18 protein-coding genes, 4 tRNA genes and 1 riboswitch are annotated in these 19,904 nt (G+C 29.9%); of the genes, 21 read left to right on the plus strand and 1 reads right to left on the minus strand.

Going from position 1 to position 19,904, the window contains the following annotated elements; all coding sequences use genetic code 11:
• The first annotated feature begins 2 nt into the window (after positions 1-2).
• From atpG to CLFE_RS05280, 9 genes are all read left to right on the plus strand, one after another.
• On the plus strand, positions 3-851 hold the full coding sequence (gene atpG / locus CLFE_RS05240; RefSeq protein ID WP_077892505.1) for an ATP synthase F1 subunit gamma: 849 nt from the start codon (positions 3-5) through the stop codon (positions 849-851).
• Between the two features lie 12 nt (positions 852-863).
• The gene (gene atpD, locus CLFE_RS05245) at positions 864-2,264 is read left to right on the plus strand and encodes a F0F1 ATP synthase subunit beta (protein ID WP_077892506.1); all 1,401 of its coding nucleotides are present in this window, start codon (positions 864-866) and stop codon (positions 2,262-2,264) included.
• Between the two features lie 13 nt (positions 2,265-2,277).
• Positions 2,278-2,682 carry a F0F1 ATP synthase subunit epsilon gene (locus tag CLFE_RS05250; RefSeq protein ID WP_077892507.1) on the plus strand — a complete coding sequence of 135 codons (405 nt, stop codon included), beginning with the start codon at positions 2,278-2,280 and terminating at the stop codon, positions 2,680-2,682.
• 208 nt (positions 2,683-2,890) lie between these two features.
• Positions 2,891-3,598, plus strand: a complete 708-nt coding sequence (locus CLFE_RS05255) for a YwmB family TATA-box binding protein (RefSeq protein ID WP_077892508.1) — start codon at positions 2,891-2,893, stop codon at positions 3,596-3,598.
• Positions 3,599-3,651: 53 nt separating this feature from the next.
• Positions 3,652-4,911 (plus strand): UDP-N-acetylglucosamine 1-carboxyvinyltransferase, encoded by a 1,260-nt coding sequence (gene murA / locus CLFE_RS05260; protein ID WP_077892509.1) that lies wholly within the window; start codon positions 3,652-3,654, stop codon positions 4,909-4,911.
• Between the two features lie 232 nt (positions 4,912-5,143).
• Positions 5,144-6,178 (plus strand): stage II sporulation protein D, encoded by a 1,035-nt coding sequence (gene spoIID, locus CLFE_RS05265; protein WP_077892510.1) that lies wholly within the window; start codon positions 5,144-5,146, stop codon positions 6,176-6,178.
• Positions 6,179-6,394: 216 nt separating this feature from the next.
• The gene (locus tag CLFE_RS05270; RefSeq protein ID WP_077892511.1) at positions 6,395-7,138 is read left to right on the plus strand and encodes a M23 family metallopeptidase; all 744 of its coding nucleotides are present in this window, start codon (positions 6,395-6,397) and stop codon (positions 7,136-7,138) included.
• 91 nt (positions 7,139-7,229) lie between these two features.
• Complete coding sequence (spoIIID, locus tag CLFE_RS05275) at positions 7,230-7,484, plus strand: sporulation transcriptional regulator SpoIIID (protein WP_010966143.1); 255 nt, start codon at positions 7,230-7,232, stop codon at positions 7,482-7,484.
• Between the two features lie 167 nt (positions 7,485-7,651).
• On the plus strand, positions 7,652-8,683 hold the full coding sequence (locus tag CLFE_RS05280; protein ID WP_077835776.1) for a rod shape-determining protein: 1,032 nt from the start codon (positions 7,652-7,654) through the stop codon (positions 8,681-8,683).
• A gap of 124 nt (positions 8,684-8,807) precedes the next feature.
• Here CLFE_RS05280 and yyaC read toward each other — a convergent pair whose 3' ends face one another.
• Positions 8,808-9,374, minus strand: coding sequence for a spore protease YyaC (yyaC, locus tag CLFE_RS05285; RefSeq protein ID WP_077892512.1), 567 nt, complete (start codon positions 9,372-9,374; stop codon positions 8,808-8,810).
• A 235-nt stretch (positions 9,375-9,609) separates the two neighbouring features.
• On the opposite strand from yyaC, the gene CLFE_RS05290 reads away from it, so the two are divergent.
• From CLFE_RS05290 to CLFE_RS05345, 12 genes are all read left to right on the plus strand, one after another.
• Positions 9,610-9,694 (plus strand) — tRNA-Tyr (locus tag CLFE_RS05290).
• A 10-nt stretch (positions 9,695-9,704) separates the two neighbouring features.
• Positions 9,705-9,780: transfer RNA gene (locus CLFE_RS05295), tRNA-Val, on the plus strand.
• Between the two features lie 15 nt (positions 9,781-9,795).
• Positions 9,796-9,871 (plus strand) — tRNA-Thr (locus tag CLFE_RS05300).
• Positions 9,872-9,876: 5 nt separating this feature from the next.
• Positions 9,877-9,961: transfer RNA gene (locus CLFE_RS05305), tRNA-Tyr, on the plus strand.
• 148 nt (positions 9,962-10,109) lie between these two features.
• A riboswitch (SAM riboswitch) is annotated at positions 10,110-10,217 on the plus strand.
• 81 nt (positions 10,218-10,298) lie between these two features.
• Positions 10,299-11,474 carry a methionine adenosyltransferase gene (gene metK / locus CLFE_RS05310; protein ID WP_077892513.1) on the plus strand — a complete coding sequence of 392 codons (1,176 nt, stop codon included), beginning with the start codon at positions 10,299-10,301 and terminating at the stop codon, positions 11,472-11,474.
• Between the two features lie 168 nt (positions 11,475-11,642).
• The gene (locus tag CLFE_RS05315) at positions 11,643-11,909 is read left to right on the plus strand and encodes a hypothetical protein (RefSeq protein WP_077834199.1); all 267 of its coding nucleotides are present in this window, start codon (positions 11,643-11,645) and stop codon (positions 11,907-11,909) included.
• A 128-nt stretch (positions 11,910-12,037) separates the two neighbouring features.
• The gene (recD2, locus tag CLFE_RS05320; protein WP_077892514.1) at positions 12,038-14,251 is read left to right on the plus strand and encodes an SF1B family DNA helicase RecD2; all 2,214 of its coding nucleotides are present in this window, start codon (positions 12,038-12,040) and stop codon (positions 14,249-14,251) included.
• 12 nt (positions 14,252-14,263) lie between these two features.
• Positions 14,264-15,271 (plus strand): hypothetical protein, encoded by a 1,008-nt coding sequence (locus CLFE_RS05325; RefSeq protein WP_077834201.1) that lies wholly within the window; start codon positions 14,264-14,266, stop codon positions 15,269-15,271.
• On the plus strand, positions 15,244-15,924 hold the full coding sequence (locus CLFE_RS05330) for a ComF family protein (protein ID WP_077892515.1): 681 nt from the start codon (positions 15,244-15,246) through the stop codon (positions 15,922-15,924). Before CLFE_RS05325 ends, CLFE_RS05330 begins: the two co-directional genes overlap by 28 nt.
• A 290-nt stretch (positions 15,925-16,214) precedes the next feature.
• Positions 16,215-16,844 carry a GntR family transcriptional regulator gene (locus CLFE_RS05335; RefSeq protein WP_077892516.1) on the plus strand — a complete coding sequence of 210 codons (630 nt, stop codon included), beginning with the start codon at positions 16,215-16,217 and terminating at the stop codon, positions 16,842-16,844.
• A gap of 226 nt (positions 16,845-17,070) precedes the next feature.
• Complete coding sequence (locus CLFE_RS05340; RefSeq protein WP_077892517.1) at positions 17,071-18,204, plus strand: ABC transporter ATP-binding protein; 1,134 nt, start codon at positions 17,071-17,073, stop codon at positions 18,202-18,204.
• The gene (locus CLFE_RS05345) at positions 18,197-19,750 is read left to right on the plus strand and encodes an ABC transporter permease/substrate-binding protein (RefSeq protein ID WP_077892518.1); all 1,554 of its coding nucleotides are present in this window, start codon (positions 18,197-18,199) and stop codon (positions 19,748-19,750) included. Before CLFE_RS05340 ends, CLFE_RS05345 begins: the two co-directional genes overlap by 8 nt.
• Positions 19,751-19,904 lie beyond the last annotated feature (154 nt).

The following is a 19,904-nucleotide window of genomic DNA, read 5'->3' on the forward strand; positions in this document are numbered from 1 at the left end:
TAATGGCAGGAGCAGGACTTATTACTATAAAAAGAAGAATTAAGTCTATCACAAATACTAAGAAGATAACAAACGCCATGGGACTTATAGCCACCTCTAATTTAAGAAAATCTAGACAGAACCTCGAAGCTAATAAAGGATATTATGAAGCTTTTAATAGTGCTATAGATAAAATTGTAAATTCTTCTGGTAAGAATAATTTATATGTAGCTGGAAATAAAAGCGATAAGAAACTTTATATAGCTTTGACTTCTGATTCTGGTCTTTGTGGAGGTTTTAACGGAGCTGTTGTATCTGCTGCTGACGAAGTTATGAAAAAGGATAAGGATAAATCCTTACTTATAACTGTTGGTCAAAAAGGAATATCTTATTTTAAAAGGCTTAAATATGAGACTTTATCCGAATACGTTGATATTCCAAACGAACCAGGATTAAATGAGGCTAAAGAAATAGCAGACCGTGCTTTAAGTCTTTATGAAAAAGGTGAAATAGGAGAAGTTTATGTTGTATATACTAAATTTGTATCTACAGTAAACCAAAAGAATGAGGTAAAAAAAGTTCTGCCTATAGAACCTAAAAAGATGGAAAAAGTGAGTGTAGCTGAGTTTGAGCCAGAGCCAGAAATTATACTTGAAAAGGCTATAAGGCTTCATATTGAACAGCAATTGTTTAATATGTTGTTAAATTCTAAGGCAAGTGAGCAGGCATCTAGAATGTCTTCAATGGATAGTGCTACTAAAAATGCAAATGACTTACTTGAAGCTTTGAATATTACTTATAATAGAATTAGACAAAGCGCTATTACTCAAGAAATTACAGAAATAGTTGGAGGAGCAGAAGCTCTTAAATAAGGAGGGAAACTGATGCCAGAACATGTAGGAAAAATTGTTCAGGTAATAGGACCTGTTGTGGATATTAAATTTGATGCAGAGAACCTTCCTGACATCTATAATTCCATAGAAATAAATATGGGAAATGATCAAAAACTCATTGCTGAGGTTGAACAACACGTAGGAGACGACGTAGTAAGAACAATAGCAATGGAAGGTACTGATGGATTAAAAAGAGGCATGGAAGCAGTTGATACAGGTAAACCAATATCTGTACCAGTTGGAGAGAGTGTTTTAGGTCGTCTTTTTAATGTTTTAGGTCAAACAATAGATGAAGCAGGAGATATAAGTACTGATCAATATTATCCAATCCATAGATCAGCTCCAAGTTTTGAAGAACAATCAGTTCAACCAGAAATGTTTGAAACAGGTATTAAGGTTATAGATTTACTTGCTCCATATCAAAGAGGTGGAAAGATCGGTTTGTTCGGTGGTGCTGGTGTTGGTAAGACAGTTCTTATTCAAGAACTTATAAATAATATAGCAAAAGAGCACGGTGGATTATCAGTATTCACAGGTGTTGGAGAAAGAACAAGAGAAGGTAATGACCTTTATTATGAAATGAAAGATTCAGGGGTTATAAATAAGACAGCGCTAGTATTTGGTCAGATGAATGAACCACCTGGTGCTAGAATGAGAGTTGCTTTAACAGGACTTACAATGGCTGAATATTTCAGAGACAAAGGTCAAGACGTGCTTCTATTTATAGATAATATATTCAGATTCACACAAGCTGGTTCAGAGGTTTCAGCTTTACTTGGTAGAATACCTAGTGCCGTTGGTTATCAACCAACACTTGCAAATGAAATGGGTGCTCTTCAAGAGAGAATAACATCAACAAAACAAGGATCAATTACATCCGTTCAGGCTGTATATGTTCCTGCTGATGACCTTACGGACCCAGCTCCAGCAACAACATTTACGCATCTTGATGCAACAACAGTTCTTTCAAGAGAAATATCAAACCTTGGAATTTATCCTGCAGTTAGTCCTCTTGAATCAACTTCAAGAATACTTGATCCAAGAATTGTAGGAGAAGAACATTATGAAGTTGCCAATAAAGTTAAGCATATACTTGAAAGATATCAAGAACTTCAAGATATCATAGCTATACTTGGTGTTGACGAACTTTCAGATGAAGATAGATTGTTAGTTGGAAGAGCAAGAAAAGTACAGAGATTCTTATCTCAAGCTTTTAGTGTTGCTGAACAATTTACAGGAATGAAGGGTCAATTTGTAACTGTAAAAGATACTATAAGAAGTTTTAAAGAAATATTGGATGGTAAGTGTGATGATCTTCCAGAAGCTGCATTCTTATTTGCAGGAACAATAGAAGATGTAAAAGAAAAAGCTAAAAAAATGATGGAAAGCTAAGGAGTGATTTTGTATGGCAAATAATATTAAGTTGAGCATACTAACTCCTCAAAAGACGTTTTATGTTGGAAATGTAAAAGAGATTATAACTAGAACAGTTGAAGGTGAGATAGGAATACTTCCCAATCACACAGACTTAGTTGCTTTTTTAACACCAACTGAGACAATATTAGTAGAAGAAGATGGTTCAAGAAAAGAAGTATTTACATCTACTGGCATTTTAAATGTAGGCGCAGAAGAAGTTTCTTTTTTGTGTGATGCAAGCGAATGGCCAGATGAGATAGATATTAATAGAGCTGAAACAGCTAAGGAAAGAGCAGAAAAAAGACTTAAAAGTAGTGGAGACAATATAGATGTAAAAAGAGCAGAACTATCTCTTTCAAGAGCACTTGCAAGAATTAAAACAAAGAATAGTTAATTAATATTAAAAAACCGTGGATTTTTTTCGCGGTTTTTTTTTCACACTTTTTAAATAAATTTATATATTAATAGTGTACTAGTAATTATTTTTTGCTGGTATAAATATTGATTTTTCATAGTTAACTGCTTGTCCAAAACTTAAATTCATCTAGGAATAAAAAGAATGTTTTCTGTCAATAATCTTTACTATAAGGAGGATGGAAAACATGAAGTACAACAAACTAATTTTTTGTTTTGCACTATTAATATTTATATCACTGCTGCTCATTTGTGGACATAGTATAAGGGCGGAATTGAATCAAGATATTTTTGGAGATATAGTAAAGGATACACAGAGTAATGTGGTGGAAACTGGTGTAAATATTTCATTTATAAATAATGGAAATTGTAAAAATTTAAGTAACGGTATTATAAAAAATATTAAGGGTTCAGGTGTAAAAAATCTATATAGCACGGTAACTTTAGATGATGGATTAGGCTATTGTATAGAATTTAAAAATCCAAATATATCAGGTTATATAGAAGCAAGTGTGCTAGATAAAGATAAAGTTAAAGTAGATATTGTAGAAGAGGAAAAAGTTAATAATAATAATCTTAACAATATTGAAGAAACTATACTTGGGAAGGATTTTAATTGCAATAATTTACAGTGTTATAAGTATTTAAAAGCTAAAAGTAAAATTAAAAACATTAAAAACATAGATGAAAAAGTGAAGAAAATTTTAAGCAGTATAAGGGCGGAAAATATAAAAACGGTTAAGTTAAATAAAAATTTAAGCACTACTGCATACACAAAAAAGTTTAATTATATACGAGATGGAAATAGAAAAGTAGATTTTAATTATTCTGTATGTAAATATGAAAACGGAAATTTTATAATAGTTGGTACACCAATCATACCAATTACGTATTAAAAATTATATAACTAAATCATATTTTGGTATGCAGTTATGATTGGAGGATTAAAATGAATAAATTTATTATAAAGGGTGGGGAAACTTTAAATGGTGAAGTGAATATAAGTTGTGCAAAAAATTCAGTGCTACCAATAATTGCTGCGACCATATTATGTGGTGAGAAATGCACTATAAAAAATTGTCCTATGCTTTTAGATGTGTTTGTGATAGGCGATTTATTAAAATCTATGGGTGCTGATATAGACATAGATTTTAATACTGGAGACATGAAGATAGATACGTCAAATATTAAAAATACTGAGCCAGATGCTGAACTTGTAAGGAAGATGAGAGGATCATTTTTAATTATGGGACCAATGATTTCAAGATACGGTAAATTTAAGATATCTCTTCCAGGAGGGTGCAATATAGGAACTAGACCAATAGATTTGCACCTTAAAGGGTTAAAGGCATTAGGAGTAGATATAAAAATTGGTCATGGATATGTTGAAGGAAAAGCATCTAAACTTTTAGGTGATAGGATATATCTTGATTTTCCATCAGTTGGTGCTACTGAAAATATAATAATGGCTTCAGTTTTTGCAGAGGGAGAAACCATAATAGAGAATGCTGCCCAAGAGCCAGAAATAGATGATTTAATTGATTTTTTAAATGAAATGGGATCAGATATAAAGAAAATAGAAACAGGAGCAATAATAATAAAAGGTGTTAAGAAATTAAAAGGGATAAAGTATAGACCAATTTACGATAGGATAGAAACGGGAACGTTTATAATAGCAGCAGCTATAACTAAAAGTAAAATAAAGATAAATGGCATAGAAGAAAAAAGTATAAAACCAATGATAGCTAAGTTTTGTGAGATGGGAATAAATATGGAGATAAATGAAAAAGATTTGATAATAGATGGTAGAAACGAGTTAAGACCAGTAGATATAAAAACTATGCCATATCCAGGATTTCCAACAGATATGCAAGCTCAAATCATGTCACTTTTATGTTGTACTAAAGGCACAAGTGTTATAACTGAAACGATTTTTGAAAATAGGTTTATGCACGTTCCTGAATTAAAGAGATTTGGTGCAAATATAAAGATTGATGGAAGAAGTGCAGTGATAATGGGAGTAAATGAGTTTTTAGGTTGTAGTGTAAGAGCAACAGATTTAAGAGCGGGTGCTGCACTTATATTAGCAGGTCTAGCAGCAGAGGGTGAAACACAAATAAGTGATATATACCACATTGATAGAGGATATGTTAATATTGAAAAAAAGCTTAGAAAGTTAGGCGCAAAAATTGAAAGAACAAAGGAATAAAAGAATATTAAATATAATATAAAGTAGGATACCTTAATAATGTTTTCTAGATGGAAATAAACATTAAATTAAATAGGTATTCTACTTTTTTATAATTACAGATGAAAAGCAGTGTAATAATTTTCAAAAATATAAATAGTATAGTATATAGAGAAGTTAGAATAAAATAAATTTTATTACAATATGATGTTATAAATTAAAATCTAACATCAAAAAACAGGGGGATAAGTAAGTGATAAAAAGATTTCTTATGGGATTAGCTGTTGTTATAGTATTTGTTTTTTTAGTTTCTATATTCATTGGGGGAATAAATAATAATGAGTATTATAAAAAGGGAGGTAATGTAAGTAAAAAATCCTATAACAAAAATAATGATGATTTAGATATTGTGAAAAAAAATACTGAAGATTGTGAGATAACTGTTTATATGAGTAACGAAAAGAAAATTGAAAATTTAAATCTTGAGGAGTATGTAAAAGGAGTAGTTCCTTCTGAAATGCCGGCAGAATTTAATATAGAAGCTCTGAAGGCGCAGGCTATTGCAGCAAGAACCTTTGCGGTATGCCACATGGAAGAATTTGGTGGGAAAAAATATAAGGATGCATATGGTGCAGATGTGGTAAATACAGTACAGTGTCAAGTTTATACAGATAAGAAGGACGTGTTGAGTAAATTTCCTAAGGATAAAGCTAATGAATATTGGAATAAAGTAAGCACTGCAGTAGAGGATACCAAGGGGGAGGTAATTACATATAAAAATAAAATAATAACAGATCCATATTACTTTTCTGTTAGCAGTGGTAAAACTGAAAATATAAAAGAAGTGTTGAATGAAGATAAGCCTTATTTAAGAAGTGTTTCAAGTCCAGGAGAAGAATCAGCTAGTAAGTACAAAACAACGTTAAAAATGTCATATAGTGATTTTGTAGATAAAATAAATTCATGTGTTAATAACAAAATAAATAGTATTCAAGCAAGGATGGGAATTAGTATAGTTAAAAAAAATAGCACAGGGAGTGTCAATGAAGTTAAAGTGGGAAATAATGTTTTACTTGGAACAAAGTTCAGAACTATACTAGGGTTAAATTCAACAAATTTTCAGATTAAGTATAATATTTCAAGTATTGAATTTGATTGTATAGGATATGGTCATGGTCTTGGAATGAGTCAATGGGGAGCTAAAGCAATGGCTGACAAAGGATCAAATTATAAAGATATAATTAAGCATTATTATACAGGAGTAGAAATAAAAAATATAAGTTACTAATTGTAAATATAAAGTTATTAAAGCTATAACATATATACTAAATAAATTAGTTTCAAAGATATATATAGCCAGATTATGTATAAGTAGTTTGGATTGTATTTATTGATGGGACTAATTTTTTATTTTGCAACAATTAGAGCAATATGGCAAAAAATATTCATATAAAATGTATTTTTTGCTATGTTATGGACACAATACTAAAAGGAGGTGTTAGCAATGAATAATGATTGGAAAAATAAACAAAACAATAAAGAAAATAGGGTGATTAATTTTCTCAAAAGAAATGCTTTTTACATAGTATTATTTTGTTGCTTATGTATTATAGGTGCAGTCAGCATATATATGAATATAAAGAATAATACTAAAAGTGTTTCTATGAATCAACCTAAACAAAAGAACGTTACACAAAGTAAAAATGAAGTATCAAAAACAACAGATAAAGGAAATGCAGCAAAAGAAAAGATAGAAAATGCAAAGCAAGTAAATCAAAACCTAATGAAAAAAGATACACAACCTACAGCACCAGCAGCAGCTAATAACGTTGTAAAAAGTACTTTTTTGGATCCACTTAAGAACGGTAATATAGTTGTGAAATTTGATACTTGGTATGCTAAAAATGGAAAGTACACTAATATACCAGGAGAATATATATCTCCTAGTAAAGAATTAAATGTTTTAGCTACTTGCGATGGAGTAGTGAAGAATGTTGATAATGGTAAAGTAACAATTGTAAATGATCAAACAGGATATACTACAGTATATGATAATTTGGATGAAAAAAGTATATCAATTAAGCCAAATGATAATGTTAAACAAGGTCAAACCATAGGTAAAATAGGTGACAGTAATTACAGTAATAAGTTAATAACAGATTCAAGCTGCTTGTATTTTGAAATTGACCAAAAGCAAAAGGATGGAACTTATTTAGCTGTAGATCCTGAAAAAATTCTAGTTCATTAAAATCTTATAAATTATTTTGAAAATACTCAAAGTAATTTATGAAGACATTAATGCATATTTATTAAGTAGAAGGGTTAAGGAGGTAGCAACTTTGAAAGATTACATTGAAGAAAGAGTTATGGAAGTTGCGAAATATATAATTGAATCTAAGGCTACTATTCGAAAAACAGCTAAAGTTTTTGGTGTTAGCAAGAGTACAATACACAAAGATATGACAGAAAGATTACCTCAAATAAATCCTCAAATTGCTGAGCTTGCTAAAGGTGTGCTTGAGTTAAATAAGGCGGAAAGGCATATAAGAGGAGGAAAAGCAACCAAAATGAAGTATAAAGCTATTGAAGGTTAAAAACATTCCGTTTATAATAATATAGGAGATATATAAATATATTTCTGATATTACACTACAAGATATATTATTTGATTTTAATTAAAAAAGTAAATTAAATTGAGATTTTAAAATATATCTGTATTTAAAGCGTAGAAATAAACGTATGAGATGGAGTGAATAAAGGAATGTTTTTTGGTATAGGAAATGATATGGGAATAGACCTAGGAACTGCTACAGTTTTGGTTTATTTAAAAGGTAAAGGTGTAATTTTAAAAGAACCATCTGTTGTAGCAATAAACCGTACTAATAATGAAGTTTTAGCTGTTGGAGAAGAAGCAAGGCAAATGATAGGTAGAACGCCTGGCAATATTACTGCAATACGTCCATTAAGAAATGGTGTGATTTCTGATTATGATGTGACTGAGAAAATGCTCAAACACTTTATAAGAAAAGCTTGCGGTAAAAGAAGAGTATCTCAGCCTAAGATTATAATATGTGTCCCTTGTGAAGCTACAGGAGTTGAAAAGAGAGCAGTAAAAGATGCTGCAAAAAATGCTGGAGCTAAGAAAGTTAGTTTAATAGAGGAACCATTAGCAGCAGCTATTGGAGCTGGACTTGATATTTCTAAAGCAAGCGGAAATATGGTTATAGATATAGGAGGAGGAACTACTGATATAGCTGTAATTTCATTAGGCGGTATGGTGGTAAGAAGTTCTATAAAAGTAGCTGGAGATACATTTGACGAATCTATAATAAAATATATACGAAAAAAACACAAATTAATGATCGGAGAAAGAACAGCTGAGGATTTAAAGATAAATATAGGTTCGGCTTATAAAAAAGAAATAGAAGAGACTATGGAAATAAGAGGAAGAGATTTGGTTACAGGTCTTCCTAAAAATGTTGAGGTATCTTCTTCGGAAATGAGAGAAGCTCTTAGAGAGGCTGTAAGTTCAATTGCAGAATGTGCACATGCTGTTCTTGAGAAAACACCTCCAGAGTTAGCAGCAGATGTATCTGATAAGGGTATAATGATGACAGGCGGAGGTGCTCTGTTAAATGGTCTTGATAAATTTATTCAAGATATAACTCAGGTACCTGTATATGTTGCAGAAGATCCTGTATCATGTGTTGCATTAGGAACAGGAAAATCACTTGAATATATAGATAAATTAGATATGAATAGTGATGATTTAGATTTAAGTCTTATAAAATAAATCTAATTAGTGTTAATTATATATTTATAACTTTAAAAGTAAATATCAATAAAAAATTGAAAGGGCATATTGCACTTTCAATTTTTTATTAAATAAAATTATAATTTATATATTTTCTCATGTTTTATTTGAAGTTAGGCATATTATTGGGAAAAGTATTATCTTGAAGGTTTTGGTAAAGGTAGTATGAATGTATTATTGTTTGTACTATAATTTTTGACATTTCAAAGACTAAATTTAAACGTATATTTCTATTAGTGAATAATTCACTACTTTCGCAGGAATCTACTATTCCAACAATGGAGACCTCACCGACATCAGGAAGTGATTTTCCAACACCCTTTCCAGGATGAATAGCGTAATCCCTTACTTGAATTTCACCTATGTTTTCTGTATCACCTAAGCAAGCGTCTATACCTATTATTGTTGAATTTTTATGATTATTCTTTATTTTATATAATTTTTTATCTATATTTAAAGCATGTATAGGTTCTGAAATTGTACCATAAACATCTAAGGGAAAAAATTTTTCCTTCAGCATAGTTCCAACTAAGGGACCAAGACAATCACCTATACAGCGATCTGTTCCTATACATACTACTATTGTATCATCAGTAATATAGTGTTTTAAGAAATTCGAAAGTTTATAGTATGCCATTGGTGTATTGTAAGAAGTCTTTATTTTATTCAACAGAATCACCTCCTAGATAATTTATATGATGGTAAGCATATTATTATCACAATAAGTTTTAAAAGCAATATTGTATAAAATTAAAGTAGATGATTAAAGTGAAGTAATTGAGAGAAAAATGGAATAATACAATGATATTTATATTTAATGGTCTAAAATGGGAATTGATTTTAAATGATTATCACTGTATACTATTACTTGTTGATGCGGTGAAAACATCACCTGCAAGTCATGTGGAGGAATTCCCGAGTGGCCAAAGGGGGCAGACTGTAAATCTGTTAGCTCAGCTTTCCATGGTTCGAATCCATGTTCCTCCACCATTATATGTATGGGCGTTTAGCTCAGCTGGGAGAGCATCTGCCTTACAAGCAGAGGGTCACAGGTTCGAGCCCTGTAATGCCCACCATACAAAACTTAATAAGCTGGCATAGCTCAATTGGTAGAGCAACTGACTTGTAATCAGTAGGTTGTGGGTTCAATTCCTACTGCCAGCACCATATATGGAGGAATTCCCGAGTGGCCAAAGGGGGCAGACTGTAAATCTGTTAGCTCAGCTTTCCATGGTTCGAATCCATGTTCCTCCACCAAAAAGACACTAAGTGTCTTTTTTTTTAAGAATTTGTATTGACTATATTTGCTAAGTGATATATTATTAATATGTAAATTGTATTTATGTAAAATTTTGTGATGTTGTATTGGGATTTTTATATTTAGTTTAAAAAAATTGAAATATGGCTCTTATCAAGAGAGGTGGAGGGAAATGGCCCGATGAAGCCCGGCAACCGATGTTATTTAATAACATAAAGGTGCCAATTCCTGCAGAGATATTCTGCAAGATAAGAGAGAGAATGTTAATCAAGTCTCTTCTTATTGAAGAGGCTTTTATTATTTTTTATATTATAATTAGAGGAGGAATTGGAGATAATGAGAAAATTATTTACATCAGAGTCAGTAACAGAAGGCCATCCAGATAAAATTTGTGACCAAATATCAGATGCTGTTTTAGATGCTATTCTAGAAAAAGACCCTAATGGAAGAGTTGCATGTGAAACTACAGTAACTACCGGTATTGTTAATGTCATGGGAGAAATATCAACAAACTGTTATGTAGATATTCCTAAGATAGTAAGAAAGACTTTAAGGGAAATAGGTTATACTAGAGCTAAATATGGTTTTGATTGTGATACATGCGCAGTGGTAACATCAATTGATGAGCAATCTGCAGATATTGCTATGGGAGTAGATGAAGCTTTAGAATCTAGAAAAGGTGAAATGGATAAAATTGATGCTGTTGGTGCAGGAGACCAAGGTATGATGTTTGGTTTTGCAACAAATGAAACAAAAGAATATATGCCAATGCCTATAGCACTAGCTCATAGATTATCTAAAAGATTAGCTGATGTTAGAAAAGATGGTACCTTAAGTTATTTAAGACCAGATGGAAAAACTCAAGTTACAGTAGAATATGAAGATGATAAGCCAGTAAGAATTGATGCTGTTGTAATATCTACACAGCATGGTCCAGAGGTTGAGCATGATCAAATTGAAAGAGATATGATAGAAGAAGTAATAAAGAAAGTTATATCTCCTGAACTTTTAGACCAAAACACAAAGTACTATATAAATCCTACTGGAAGATTTGTTGTTGGAGGTCCCCAAGGTGATACAGGACTTACAGGAAGAAAAATAATCGTTGATACGTATGGCGGATATGGTAGACACGGCGGTGGTGCATTTTCTGGAAAAGATCCAACTAAAGTTGATAGATCAGCAGCTTATGCAGCAAGATGGGTAGCTAAAAATCTTGTAGCAGCTGGAATTGCTGATAAACTTGAGGTACAACTTGCTTATGCAATAGGAGTTGCAAAGCCAGTATCTATATTAGTTGATACATTTGGTACAGGTAAGATATCAGAAAGTAAAATCGTTGAAATAGTAGAGAAAGTATTTGATTTAAGACCAGGAGCTATAATAAGGGATCTTGAACTTAGGAGACCTATATATAGACAAGTAGCAGCTTATGGACATTTTGGAAGATTAGATGTGGAATTACCATGGGAGAATCTAGATAGAGTCCAAGAAATAAAAAAATATATATAAAAAATATGCTGCCTTTAGGTAGCATATTTTTTATGTATATTTAAATAATTGAAAAAGATGTTAACATACCATTATACTTGTGTTAAAATGTTTTAATATGATATTTTAAATTTGTGCATACTATGATATTATAATAAGAGTAATTATCGTGGTAAAGAAGGTAGGTTTATGGAAAATCCATATGAAGGTGGATTTTTGCACATGATTTGTAATTTGAAAAATTTCATGATAAAAGTTTTGATTTTTATAGTAGTTATATCTTTTGGATTGACATTTTTAGCACTTAAAACTTTCTTGCATATATTAAATTTTTTATATATTTGGTCTGGAAAAAGAGTTGGTGTTGAGATATTTTGTGTTTTAATTTATATAGGTATTATATTAGCTTTAAAACTAACTGAAATCATTTGCAATAAGCATCTTACAAAAAGATAAAATTGTAGAAGGGGGTACATATATAGTTGTATCTCTTTTTCGTATGAGGGTTATTATAGTTAAATTAAAAGTAAGAAGAATAAAACTATAGTTTGTTGAAAAATTACTGTAAGTAAGGGGAAATCTGTATGTTAGAACTTCATTGTGTTGTCGACACTGTTGTGTTTAAAAATGAAGAGAATGGGTATGTAGTTGCTAATGCCAAGCCAAAAGAAGAGGATAAAATTACAATAGTTGGGTGTATACCCTATGTTATGGAAGGGCAATCTTTAAAGGTTTCAGGAGAATGGATTGTTCATCCTCAGTTTGGAAAACAGTTTAAAATAGAACGTTGTGAGGAAATTTTACCCAATTCTTTATTAGGTATAGAAAAATATCTAGCATCAGGAATTATTGCTGGAATAGGACCAGTAACAGCCCAAAAAATAGTAAACAAATTTGGAGAACAAACGCTTGAAATATTAGATAATGATATATATAGATTAAGTGAAATAGAGGGAATAGGTAAAAAGAAAATAGATAAGATATATGAGACTTATTCTGAACAAAGAGAAGTAAGAAATATAATGATTTTTCTTCAAAATTATGGAGTGACGCCCAAACAATGTGTAAAAATATATAATCATTATAAAGCAAAGGCTATAGAAGTAGTGAAACAAAATCCATATATACTTGTTGAAGAAATATCTGGAATAGGATTTAAAACAGCAGATAAAATAGCTAGAAGTCTTGGAATAGAAGGAAATTCTCCATTTAGAATTCAAAGTGGTGTATCTTATGTGATAAATGAATTTTGTATGTTAGGTAACACATATATGCCAATGGAAAAGCTTATAAAAAATTGCATGGAAGTACTAAATGTAAAAAAAGATGAAGTAGAAAAAGCAGTATATGAATGTACACTTTCTCAAAGAATAAAAGTGGAAATAATAAATGGCGAAAATTGCGTTTTTACTATGGAATATTATTATTGTGAAATAGGTATAACAAGAAAAATAGTAACACTTGCTTATGACAGTTATAAAAGTCTAGATATAAATGTAGATGAAAAAATAAAACAATTTGAAAATGAAAATGGAATAAAGTTTGCACCATCTCAAATTGAAGCTATTGAGGGAGCGTTTTTAAACGGAATAGAAGTTATAACAGGAGGTCCTGGAACTGGAAAAACAACGATAATAAGATGTATAACGTATATATTTGAAGAATTAAACATGAAGGTATTTATGGCTGCACCGACAGGAAGAGCCGCAAAAAGAATGTCCGAATCAACAGGTAGGGAAGCTAAAACTATTCATAGGTTACTGGAGATTGGTTATGAAGATGAGGTGTTTCTAGATAACAATAATGACAGTACACTTCAATGTGATGTTGTAATAATAGATGAAGCATCAATGATTGATATTGTCTTGATGAATAGTCTTTTAAAATCAATAGGTATGGGAACTAGGGTTATAATAGTTGGAGATGTAGATCAACTTCCATCTGTTGGACCAGGAAATGTTCTTAGAGATATAATTGAGAGTAAATGTGTAAAAGTTGTTAGATTAGCAGATATATTTAGACAATCTAAGGAGAGTATGATTATAGTAAATGCTCATAAAATTAACAATGGTGAAATGCCACTTTTGAATAGGAAGGATAAGGATTTTTATTTTATAAAAGAAGATAATGCAGAAGGTATAACTAATACTATAATTAGTTTAGTATATGAAAGGCTTCCTAAGTTTAATAAGAAATGGAATGCTGTAAGAGACATACAAGTACTTTCGCCCATGAAAAGAGGTAGTGCAGGGGTAATAAATTTAAATACTAATTTACAGAGCATTATAAATCCACCTCATAAAAATAAACCTGAAATTAAATTTCGTGACAATATTTTTAGGGTTGGAGACAAAGTTATGCAGATAAAGAATAACTATATGTTAAAGTGGAATAGGATAACAGGCGAAGGGGAAAAGTCTGGAGAAGGAGTTTTTAATGGAGATATAGGAGTTGTCAATGATATAGATGAAGATAATAATGTTATAGTTATTTTTGATGATGAAAAAGAAGTTACATATGAAAGAATTAATTTAGATGAATTAGAACTTGCATATGCAGTAACCATTCACAAAAGCCAAGGAAGTGAATTTCCAGTAGTAATTCTTCCAATGACAATGGGACCACCCCTACTTATGAATAGAAATCTTTTGTATACTGGAATTACAAGAGCTAAGCAGTTAGTTGTAATAGTTGGGTTTCCTAAAGCTATTAAATTTATGATAGATAATGATAAAAGCTTTGAAAGATATTCAGGACTTAAATGGAGAATTGAAGATATAATAAAAGAAGAGAGTTAGGAGAGATTTGTAATGGAAAGATCATTTGTTAAAATTAGAGAAGAATACAATAAAATAGCTCAGACTCTTTCGAAATTATTAAATAGCAGAGAAAGATATATAAATTTAAATTCACCACCATACAATACATCAGAGATTTTTTTGAGCAGTATAATTGAGTATATGGCAAATGGAAAAAGTGTTCTTTATATAACGGATGAAAATGAAAAAGATGTTGAAATAGTGAAATTAATAAAAAGATCCAATCATAAGGATTATATATATTATAGGGGTAAAACATTGTATACAACATCAAATTTTATAGTATGTAATTATGAAAATGCTTTTGATCTTCAGTTTAAATTTGATTTGGTTATTTATGATGACATAAGAAGTTTTCCTATGCATAATAGAAGAGAAATAATAAGACTACTTGAGAGATTTGAAACAAAAGAGTGTAAATTTATAGCTTATTCAGTTGATTCTATATTTGATAGAGGAAGAGAAATAACAATACCAATAAATTATGATGGTATGCCTGTAGTTGAACCAAGGGTTATACTTACTAGAATAGATATAAATAATGATATGCCATTTGTCGTTTATGATTACCTTAAGTGGTCTGTAAGTTCTAATAAAAACACAGTAATACCAGTTAAAGATATTAACAGAATGAATAGCTTTTTTAATTATTTAACGAATTATAAACTAGGATTTAAAGGTAAAGTGTTCGAATATTCAAGCAAAAATAAAAAAATGGGTTTAGGAGAATTAAAAAAGTCAATAATTATAACAGATAGATTTGATGAAGTTTTAACACCAGAAAGTGATGCAAACATAATGGTGTATTTTAATGAAGATAATAGATTTAGCTTTAAATCACTTATTTATTTTTGTGGAAGAACGGGAAAAAGTGATATTTCAAGGAGAGGAGAAGTTATATTTATAGCTAATAAAGAAACAGAATGTATGGAAAAGGCTAAAGATATAACAAGAAATTTTAACAAAATAGCATGGGAAAAAGGATTATTAACTATTTAATATATATATTTGATGCAATAGTTAGCATTATATATTGTAATGGTGAAAAATGTTCGGCTTGTAAAAAAGAAATTTATGATGATGAAATTCTTTGCAAAGAGTGTTTGAATAAAGTGAAGTTTTGTAATAGTTCTTATATTATTGATAAAAATGGTATTAATTTTACCGTATATTGCGCTGCATATTATTCAAGTATTATACGTGAGATGATAATAAAATTAAAATACAGAAAAGATTTTTTATGTGGTGAAGCTTTAGCTGAGCTTATGAATAAAGTATTAGTTAAAAATAAGGTGCAATTTGATGAAATAGTTTATGTACCAATGACTAAATATGATTTTAGAAAGAGAGGATTTAACCAAAGCGAATTTTTAGCGCTAAAGCTTTCTAGAATGTCTGATAAACCATTAAAACACTACATAAGAAAAACTACACAAACAAAGGATCAGATAGGACTTACAGATGAAATGCGGTGGAATAATTTAAAGGGAACATTTGTTTTTAAGCCTAAAGATAAAATTGGAAACAAGGTTGTACTACTTATCGATGATGTTTTCACCACTGGAGCAACAACCTTTTTTTGTTCAAAAGAATTGATAGAAAATGGAGCAAAAAAAGTTATAGTATTGACTATAGCAAAAAGTAGTATATAATATTATTATATTAAGTTAGGTTTGTGGTTGAAAGTCGATGCCAGTCGCAGGCGAAACGATCCACGTAAGTTAAACAAAGTTTTAATGAGCATGGTGCGGCTTAGAAGTAAGTCCTGCCGCTTAAGGCGAGAGAATTAGTAGTGAGAGGATAATACCGGGTAGCGAAAGTTCCAGCAGGCGAGTGTGGGGTCAAAAACCAGGTCAACTAACTTAATATTTTTATTAATTCATAGTGAAATTGAATATAAAGAGGAGGTTCTCCATTGTAATGCAAATGGAGTCTTAAAGCTATGTCTCAATGTGTAACAAAACCTGTTTATCAAAAAATTGCTATTGACATTGCAAATAGGATAGTATCTGGGGATTTTTCAGTAGGAATGAAATTGCATGGTCGTTCCCATCTTGCAGGTCACTACAAAGTTTCTCCTGAAACTATAAGGCGTGCTGTTGCTATATTAAATGATACTGGTATAGTAAAAGTTGAAAAAGGTAACGGTATAATCATAACATCCTTAGATAAATGTCTTGAATTTATAAAAAAGTATAAGGATACAAATTCCTTAACCTCTTTAAAGGCAGAGATTGAAGAACTAATAAATAGTAGAAATGAATTAGAAAAAAGGATAGATAGTATTACTAATGAATTAATAGACTATTCTAGTAGGTTTAGTGAAACAAATCCATTTATTCCATTTGAGTTTAAAATATATGATAATTTAGATATTGTTGGGAAAAAAATTTCTGAAACTAAGTTTTGGCAGAATACTGGTGCTACAATAATAGGGATACGTCGTGATGGAAAACTTATACTTTCACCAGGTCCATATTCAATTTTTAAAAGTAATGATATATTTATAGCCATAGGTGATGAGGGAAGTTATTATAGAATTAAAAGTTTTATTTATAATGATATAAAATAATAAAAATGTTAAGGTGATGAGCGTAAGCTCATTTTTTTTTATATTTATATTACAAACAAAATTCGACAAAATAACTATTGAAAAATGTAAAGTAATAATAGTTATAAATGGGTGTACATTGATATTGAATATCATTAAACTTTACAAAATGGCTATACTATAGTATAATAAGAAACAACTTGATTTTTAAGTCAAGTTGTTTCTTATTATAGTAAGGGGTGTTTTTTTGATAGAATTAAAAAATATATATAAAAAAGTTAATGGTAAAACTATATTAAATAATGTTAATATAACTATTAATAAAGGTGAACTTGTAACTTTAATTGGACCAAGTGGATGTGGAAAAACAACTACATTAAAGATGATAAATAGATTAATAACTCAAACTTCTGGTGAAATTTTAATAGACGGAAATAAAATAGAAAAAGAAAATACTATTAAATTAAGAAGAAATATAGGATATGTAATACAGCAAACAGGACTTTTTCCACATCTCACAGTAGAAGAGAATATAGGAATGATAATGAATATTGAGAAAATTGATAAAGATAAAATTAGTAGCAAAGTAGAAGAATTACTAAATTTAGTTGGACTAGATCCTGAAAGTTATAGGTACAAGTATCCGAATGAATTAAGTGGTGGTCAACAGCAAAGAATTGGAATTGCACGTGCGCTTGCTATGGATCCTGAGGTAATACTTATGGATGAACCCTTTAGTGCACTAGATCCAATAACAAGAAATCAACTTCAAGATGAAATTTTTTCAATACATCAAAATTTAAAAAAGACTATAGTATTTGTAACACATGATATGGATGAAGCTTTAAAGTTGGCAGATAGAATTTGCATTATGAAAGACGGGGAAGTAATTCAGTATGATACTCCAGATAAAATACTAAGAAAACCTAAGGATGATTTTGTAAAGACTTTTGTTGGTGAAAATATGATATGGAATCAGCCTGATTTGATTAAGGTTAAAGATATAATGATAAAAACTGTGGTGAAATCAAGTCCGGAAAGAACTTCAATTCAAGCCTTAGAAATTATGAAATCAAATCATGTTGATAGATTGATTATAACTTCTAAGGATAATAAATTACTTGGAGTTGTTACTTTAAGGGAATTAAAAGTTAGTATAAATGAAAATAAAAAGGTTAAAGATATTATGAGAAATAATTTAATTACAATAAATGAAAGTGATTCAATAATAAAGGTACTAGAAATAATTGAAAACAAAAAAATTGGTTTTATGCCAGTTTTAGATAATAAGGCGAACCTCGTTGGACTTATTACAAAAAGTAGTTTGCTTTCTGTATTAAGCAATCAATTTATTAACAAGGAGGTCGATTTGTATGAGTAGCTTTATTAATTTTGTAATTGACAGAAAAGACCAAATATTTAGTCTATTTATTCAACATATAGAACTTACACTATTTGCAGTAATTATTTCAATAATTATAGGAGTACCTATAGGAATTTTAATAACAAGAGCTAGAAAAATTTCTTCGTCAGTTATAGCATTAGCAAATATAGCTCAATCTATTCCAAGTATGGCACTGTTAGGATTTTTGATTCCTTTCTTTGGAATAGGCAGTAAACCTGCCATAGTAATGGTTGTTTTATATTCATTACTTCCTATTATAAAGAATACATTTACTGGTCTTAAAAATGTACAACCTCACATAATTGAAGCAGCAACAGGTATAGGATTAACAAAGAACCAAATACTTATAAAGATAAGTTTACCGCTAGCAATGCCTGTAATAATGTCAGGTATAAGAATTTCAGTGGTAACAGCTGTAGGTCTTATGACAATTGCTGCGTTTATTGGTGCTGGTGGTCTTGGATACCTTGTATTTTCTGGTGTGCAAACAGTAAATAATAACATGATATTAGCTGGGGCAATCCCCGCTTCAATACTTGCCCTGCTTTTAGATTTTATAATAGGCAAGATAGAAAATTTAGTTACTACAGAAGGAAGAAAAAAATCTAGGTCTAAAAAAGTTAATAAAAAACGTAATAGAATTATAGCTGCTATTCTTACAATAATAATTGTAGTTTCTGGTTCAGTAATGTTTTATAAAAGCATGAATAAAAAAGTTATTGTAGTTGGTTCAAAGAATTTTAATGAACAACTTATAGTGGGCAATATGATAGCTTCTTTAATAGAACATAATACAAATTATAAAGTAGAAAGAAAATTAAATCTTGGTGGTACAAGTGTAGCTTTTAATGCATTAAAATCAGGAGATATAGATATGTATGTTGAATATACAGGTACAGGTCTTGTGGATATAATGAAAAAATCTTCTGAAGCTAATGAACAAAAAGTATTTAATGAAGTTAAAAGCTTCTTTCATGATAAATATAATATAGCTTGGCTTGATCCAATTGGTTTTAATAATACTTATGTACTTGCAATGAATAGAGACTTAGCTGCAAAATATAATATAAATACAGTATCTGATTTAGCAAAAGTAAGTAATAATTTTGTTTTAGGTAGTACTATGGAATTTTTAAATAGAACAGATGGATTTATTGGATTAAATAAAAGTTATGGACTTAATTTTAAAAGTACAAAGGGATTAGATGGAGGACTCAGGTACTCATCTTTGAATAAAAATGAAACACAAGTAACAGATGCTTTTTCAACAGATGGATTGTTAAAGAAATTTAATTTAAAAACATTAAAAGATGATAAGAACTTTTTTCCACCGTATTATGCGGTTCCAATTGTAAGTGAAGATACCCTGAAAAAGTTTCCTGAATTAAAATCTGTTCTCTCAAAACTTAAAAATCAAATCACAGATGATGAAATGAGAGAACTTAATTATAAAGTTGATAATGGACAAGATCCTAAAAATGTAGCAGACGAATTTTTAAAAAGCAAACACTTAATTAAGTAATAATATATGAGTTTATATTTATTTTGGTATAAGTATTAGGTTAATATATGTAATTATAAATCAATAATTAGTGAAATAACTTTGTAGCTTTGAAAAAAATTACAAGAGCATCACTTATGATTAAAATTTAATCACAAGTGATGCTCTTTTTTTA

The organism is Clostridium felsineum DSM 794 (assembly GCF_002006355.2).
Lineage (GTDB): Bacteria > Bacillota > Clostridia > Clostridiales > Clostridiaceae > Clostridium_S > Clostridium_S felsineum.

What these genes read in the sequence shown, in the direction of transcription:
- CLFE_RS05345 (WP_077892518.1), top strand. Translation starts at nt 18,197, where the DNA reads ATGAGTAGCTTTATTAATTTTGTAATTGACAGAAAAGACCAAATATTT.
- CLFE_RS05250 (WP_077892507.1), top strand. Translation starts at nt 2,278, where the DNA reads ATGGCAAATAATATTAAGTTGAGCATACTAACTCCTCAAAAGACGTTT.
- murA (WP_077892509.1), top strand. Translation starts at nt 3,652, where the DNA reads ATGAATAAATTTATTATAAAGGGTGGGGAAACTTTAAATGGTGAAGTG.
- CLFE_RS05280 (WP_077835776.1), top strand. Translation starts at nt 7,652, where the DNA reads ATGTTTTTTGGTATAGGAAATGATATGGGAATAGACCTAGGAACTGCT.
- metK (WP_077892513.1), top strand. Translation starts at nt 10,299, where the DNA reads ATGAGAAAATTATTTACATCAGAGTCAGTAACAGAAGGCCATCCAGAT.
- CLFE_RS05325 (WP_077834201.1), top strand. Translation starts at nt 14,264, where the DNA reads ATGGAAAGATCATTTGTTAAAATTAGAGAAGAATACAATAAAATAGCT.
- CLFE_RS05270 (WP_077892511.1), top strand. Translation starts at nt 6,395, where the DNA reads ATGAATAATGATTGGAAAAATAAACAAAACAATAAAGAAAATAGGGTG.
- CLFE_RS05330 (WP_077892515.1), top strand. Translation starts at nt 15,244, where the DNA reads ATGGGAAAAAGGATTATTAACTATTTAATATATATATTTGATGCAATA.
- CLFE_RS05255 (WP_077892508.1), top strand. Translation starts at nt 2,891, where the DNA reads ATGAAGTACAACAAACTAATTTTTTGTTTTGCACTATTAATATTTATA.
- atpG (WP_077892505.1), top strand. Translation starts at nt 3, where the DNA reads ATGGCAGGAGCAGGACTTATTACTATAAAAAGAAGAATTAAGTCTATC.
- CLFE_RS05335 (WP_077892516.1), top strand. Translation starts at nt 16,215, where the DNA reads ATGTCTCAATGTGTAACAAAACCTGTTTATCAAAAAATTGCTATTGAC.
- recD2 (WP_077892514.1), top strand. Translation starts at nt 12,038, where the DNA reads ATGTTAGAACTTCATTGTGTTGTCGACACTGTTGTGTTTAAAAATGAA.
- atpD (WP_077892506.1), top strand. Translation starts at nt 864, where the DNA reads ATGCCAGAACATGTAGGAAAAATTGTTCAGGTAATAGGACCTGTTGTG.
- CLFE_RS05315 (WP_077834199.1), top strand. Translation starts at nt 11,643, where the DNA reads ATGGAAAATCCATATGAAGGTGGATTTTTGCACATGATTTGTAATTTG.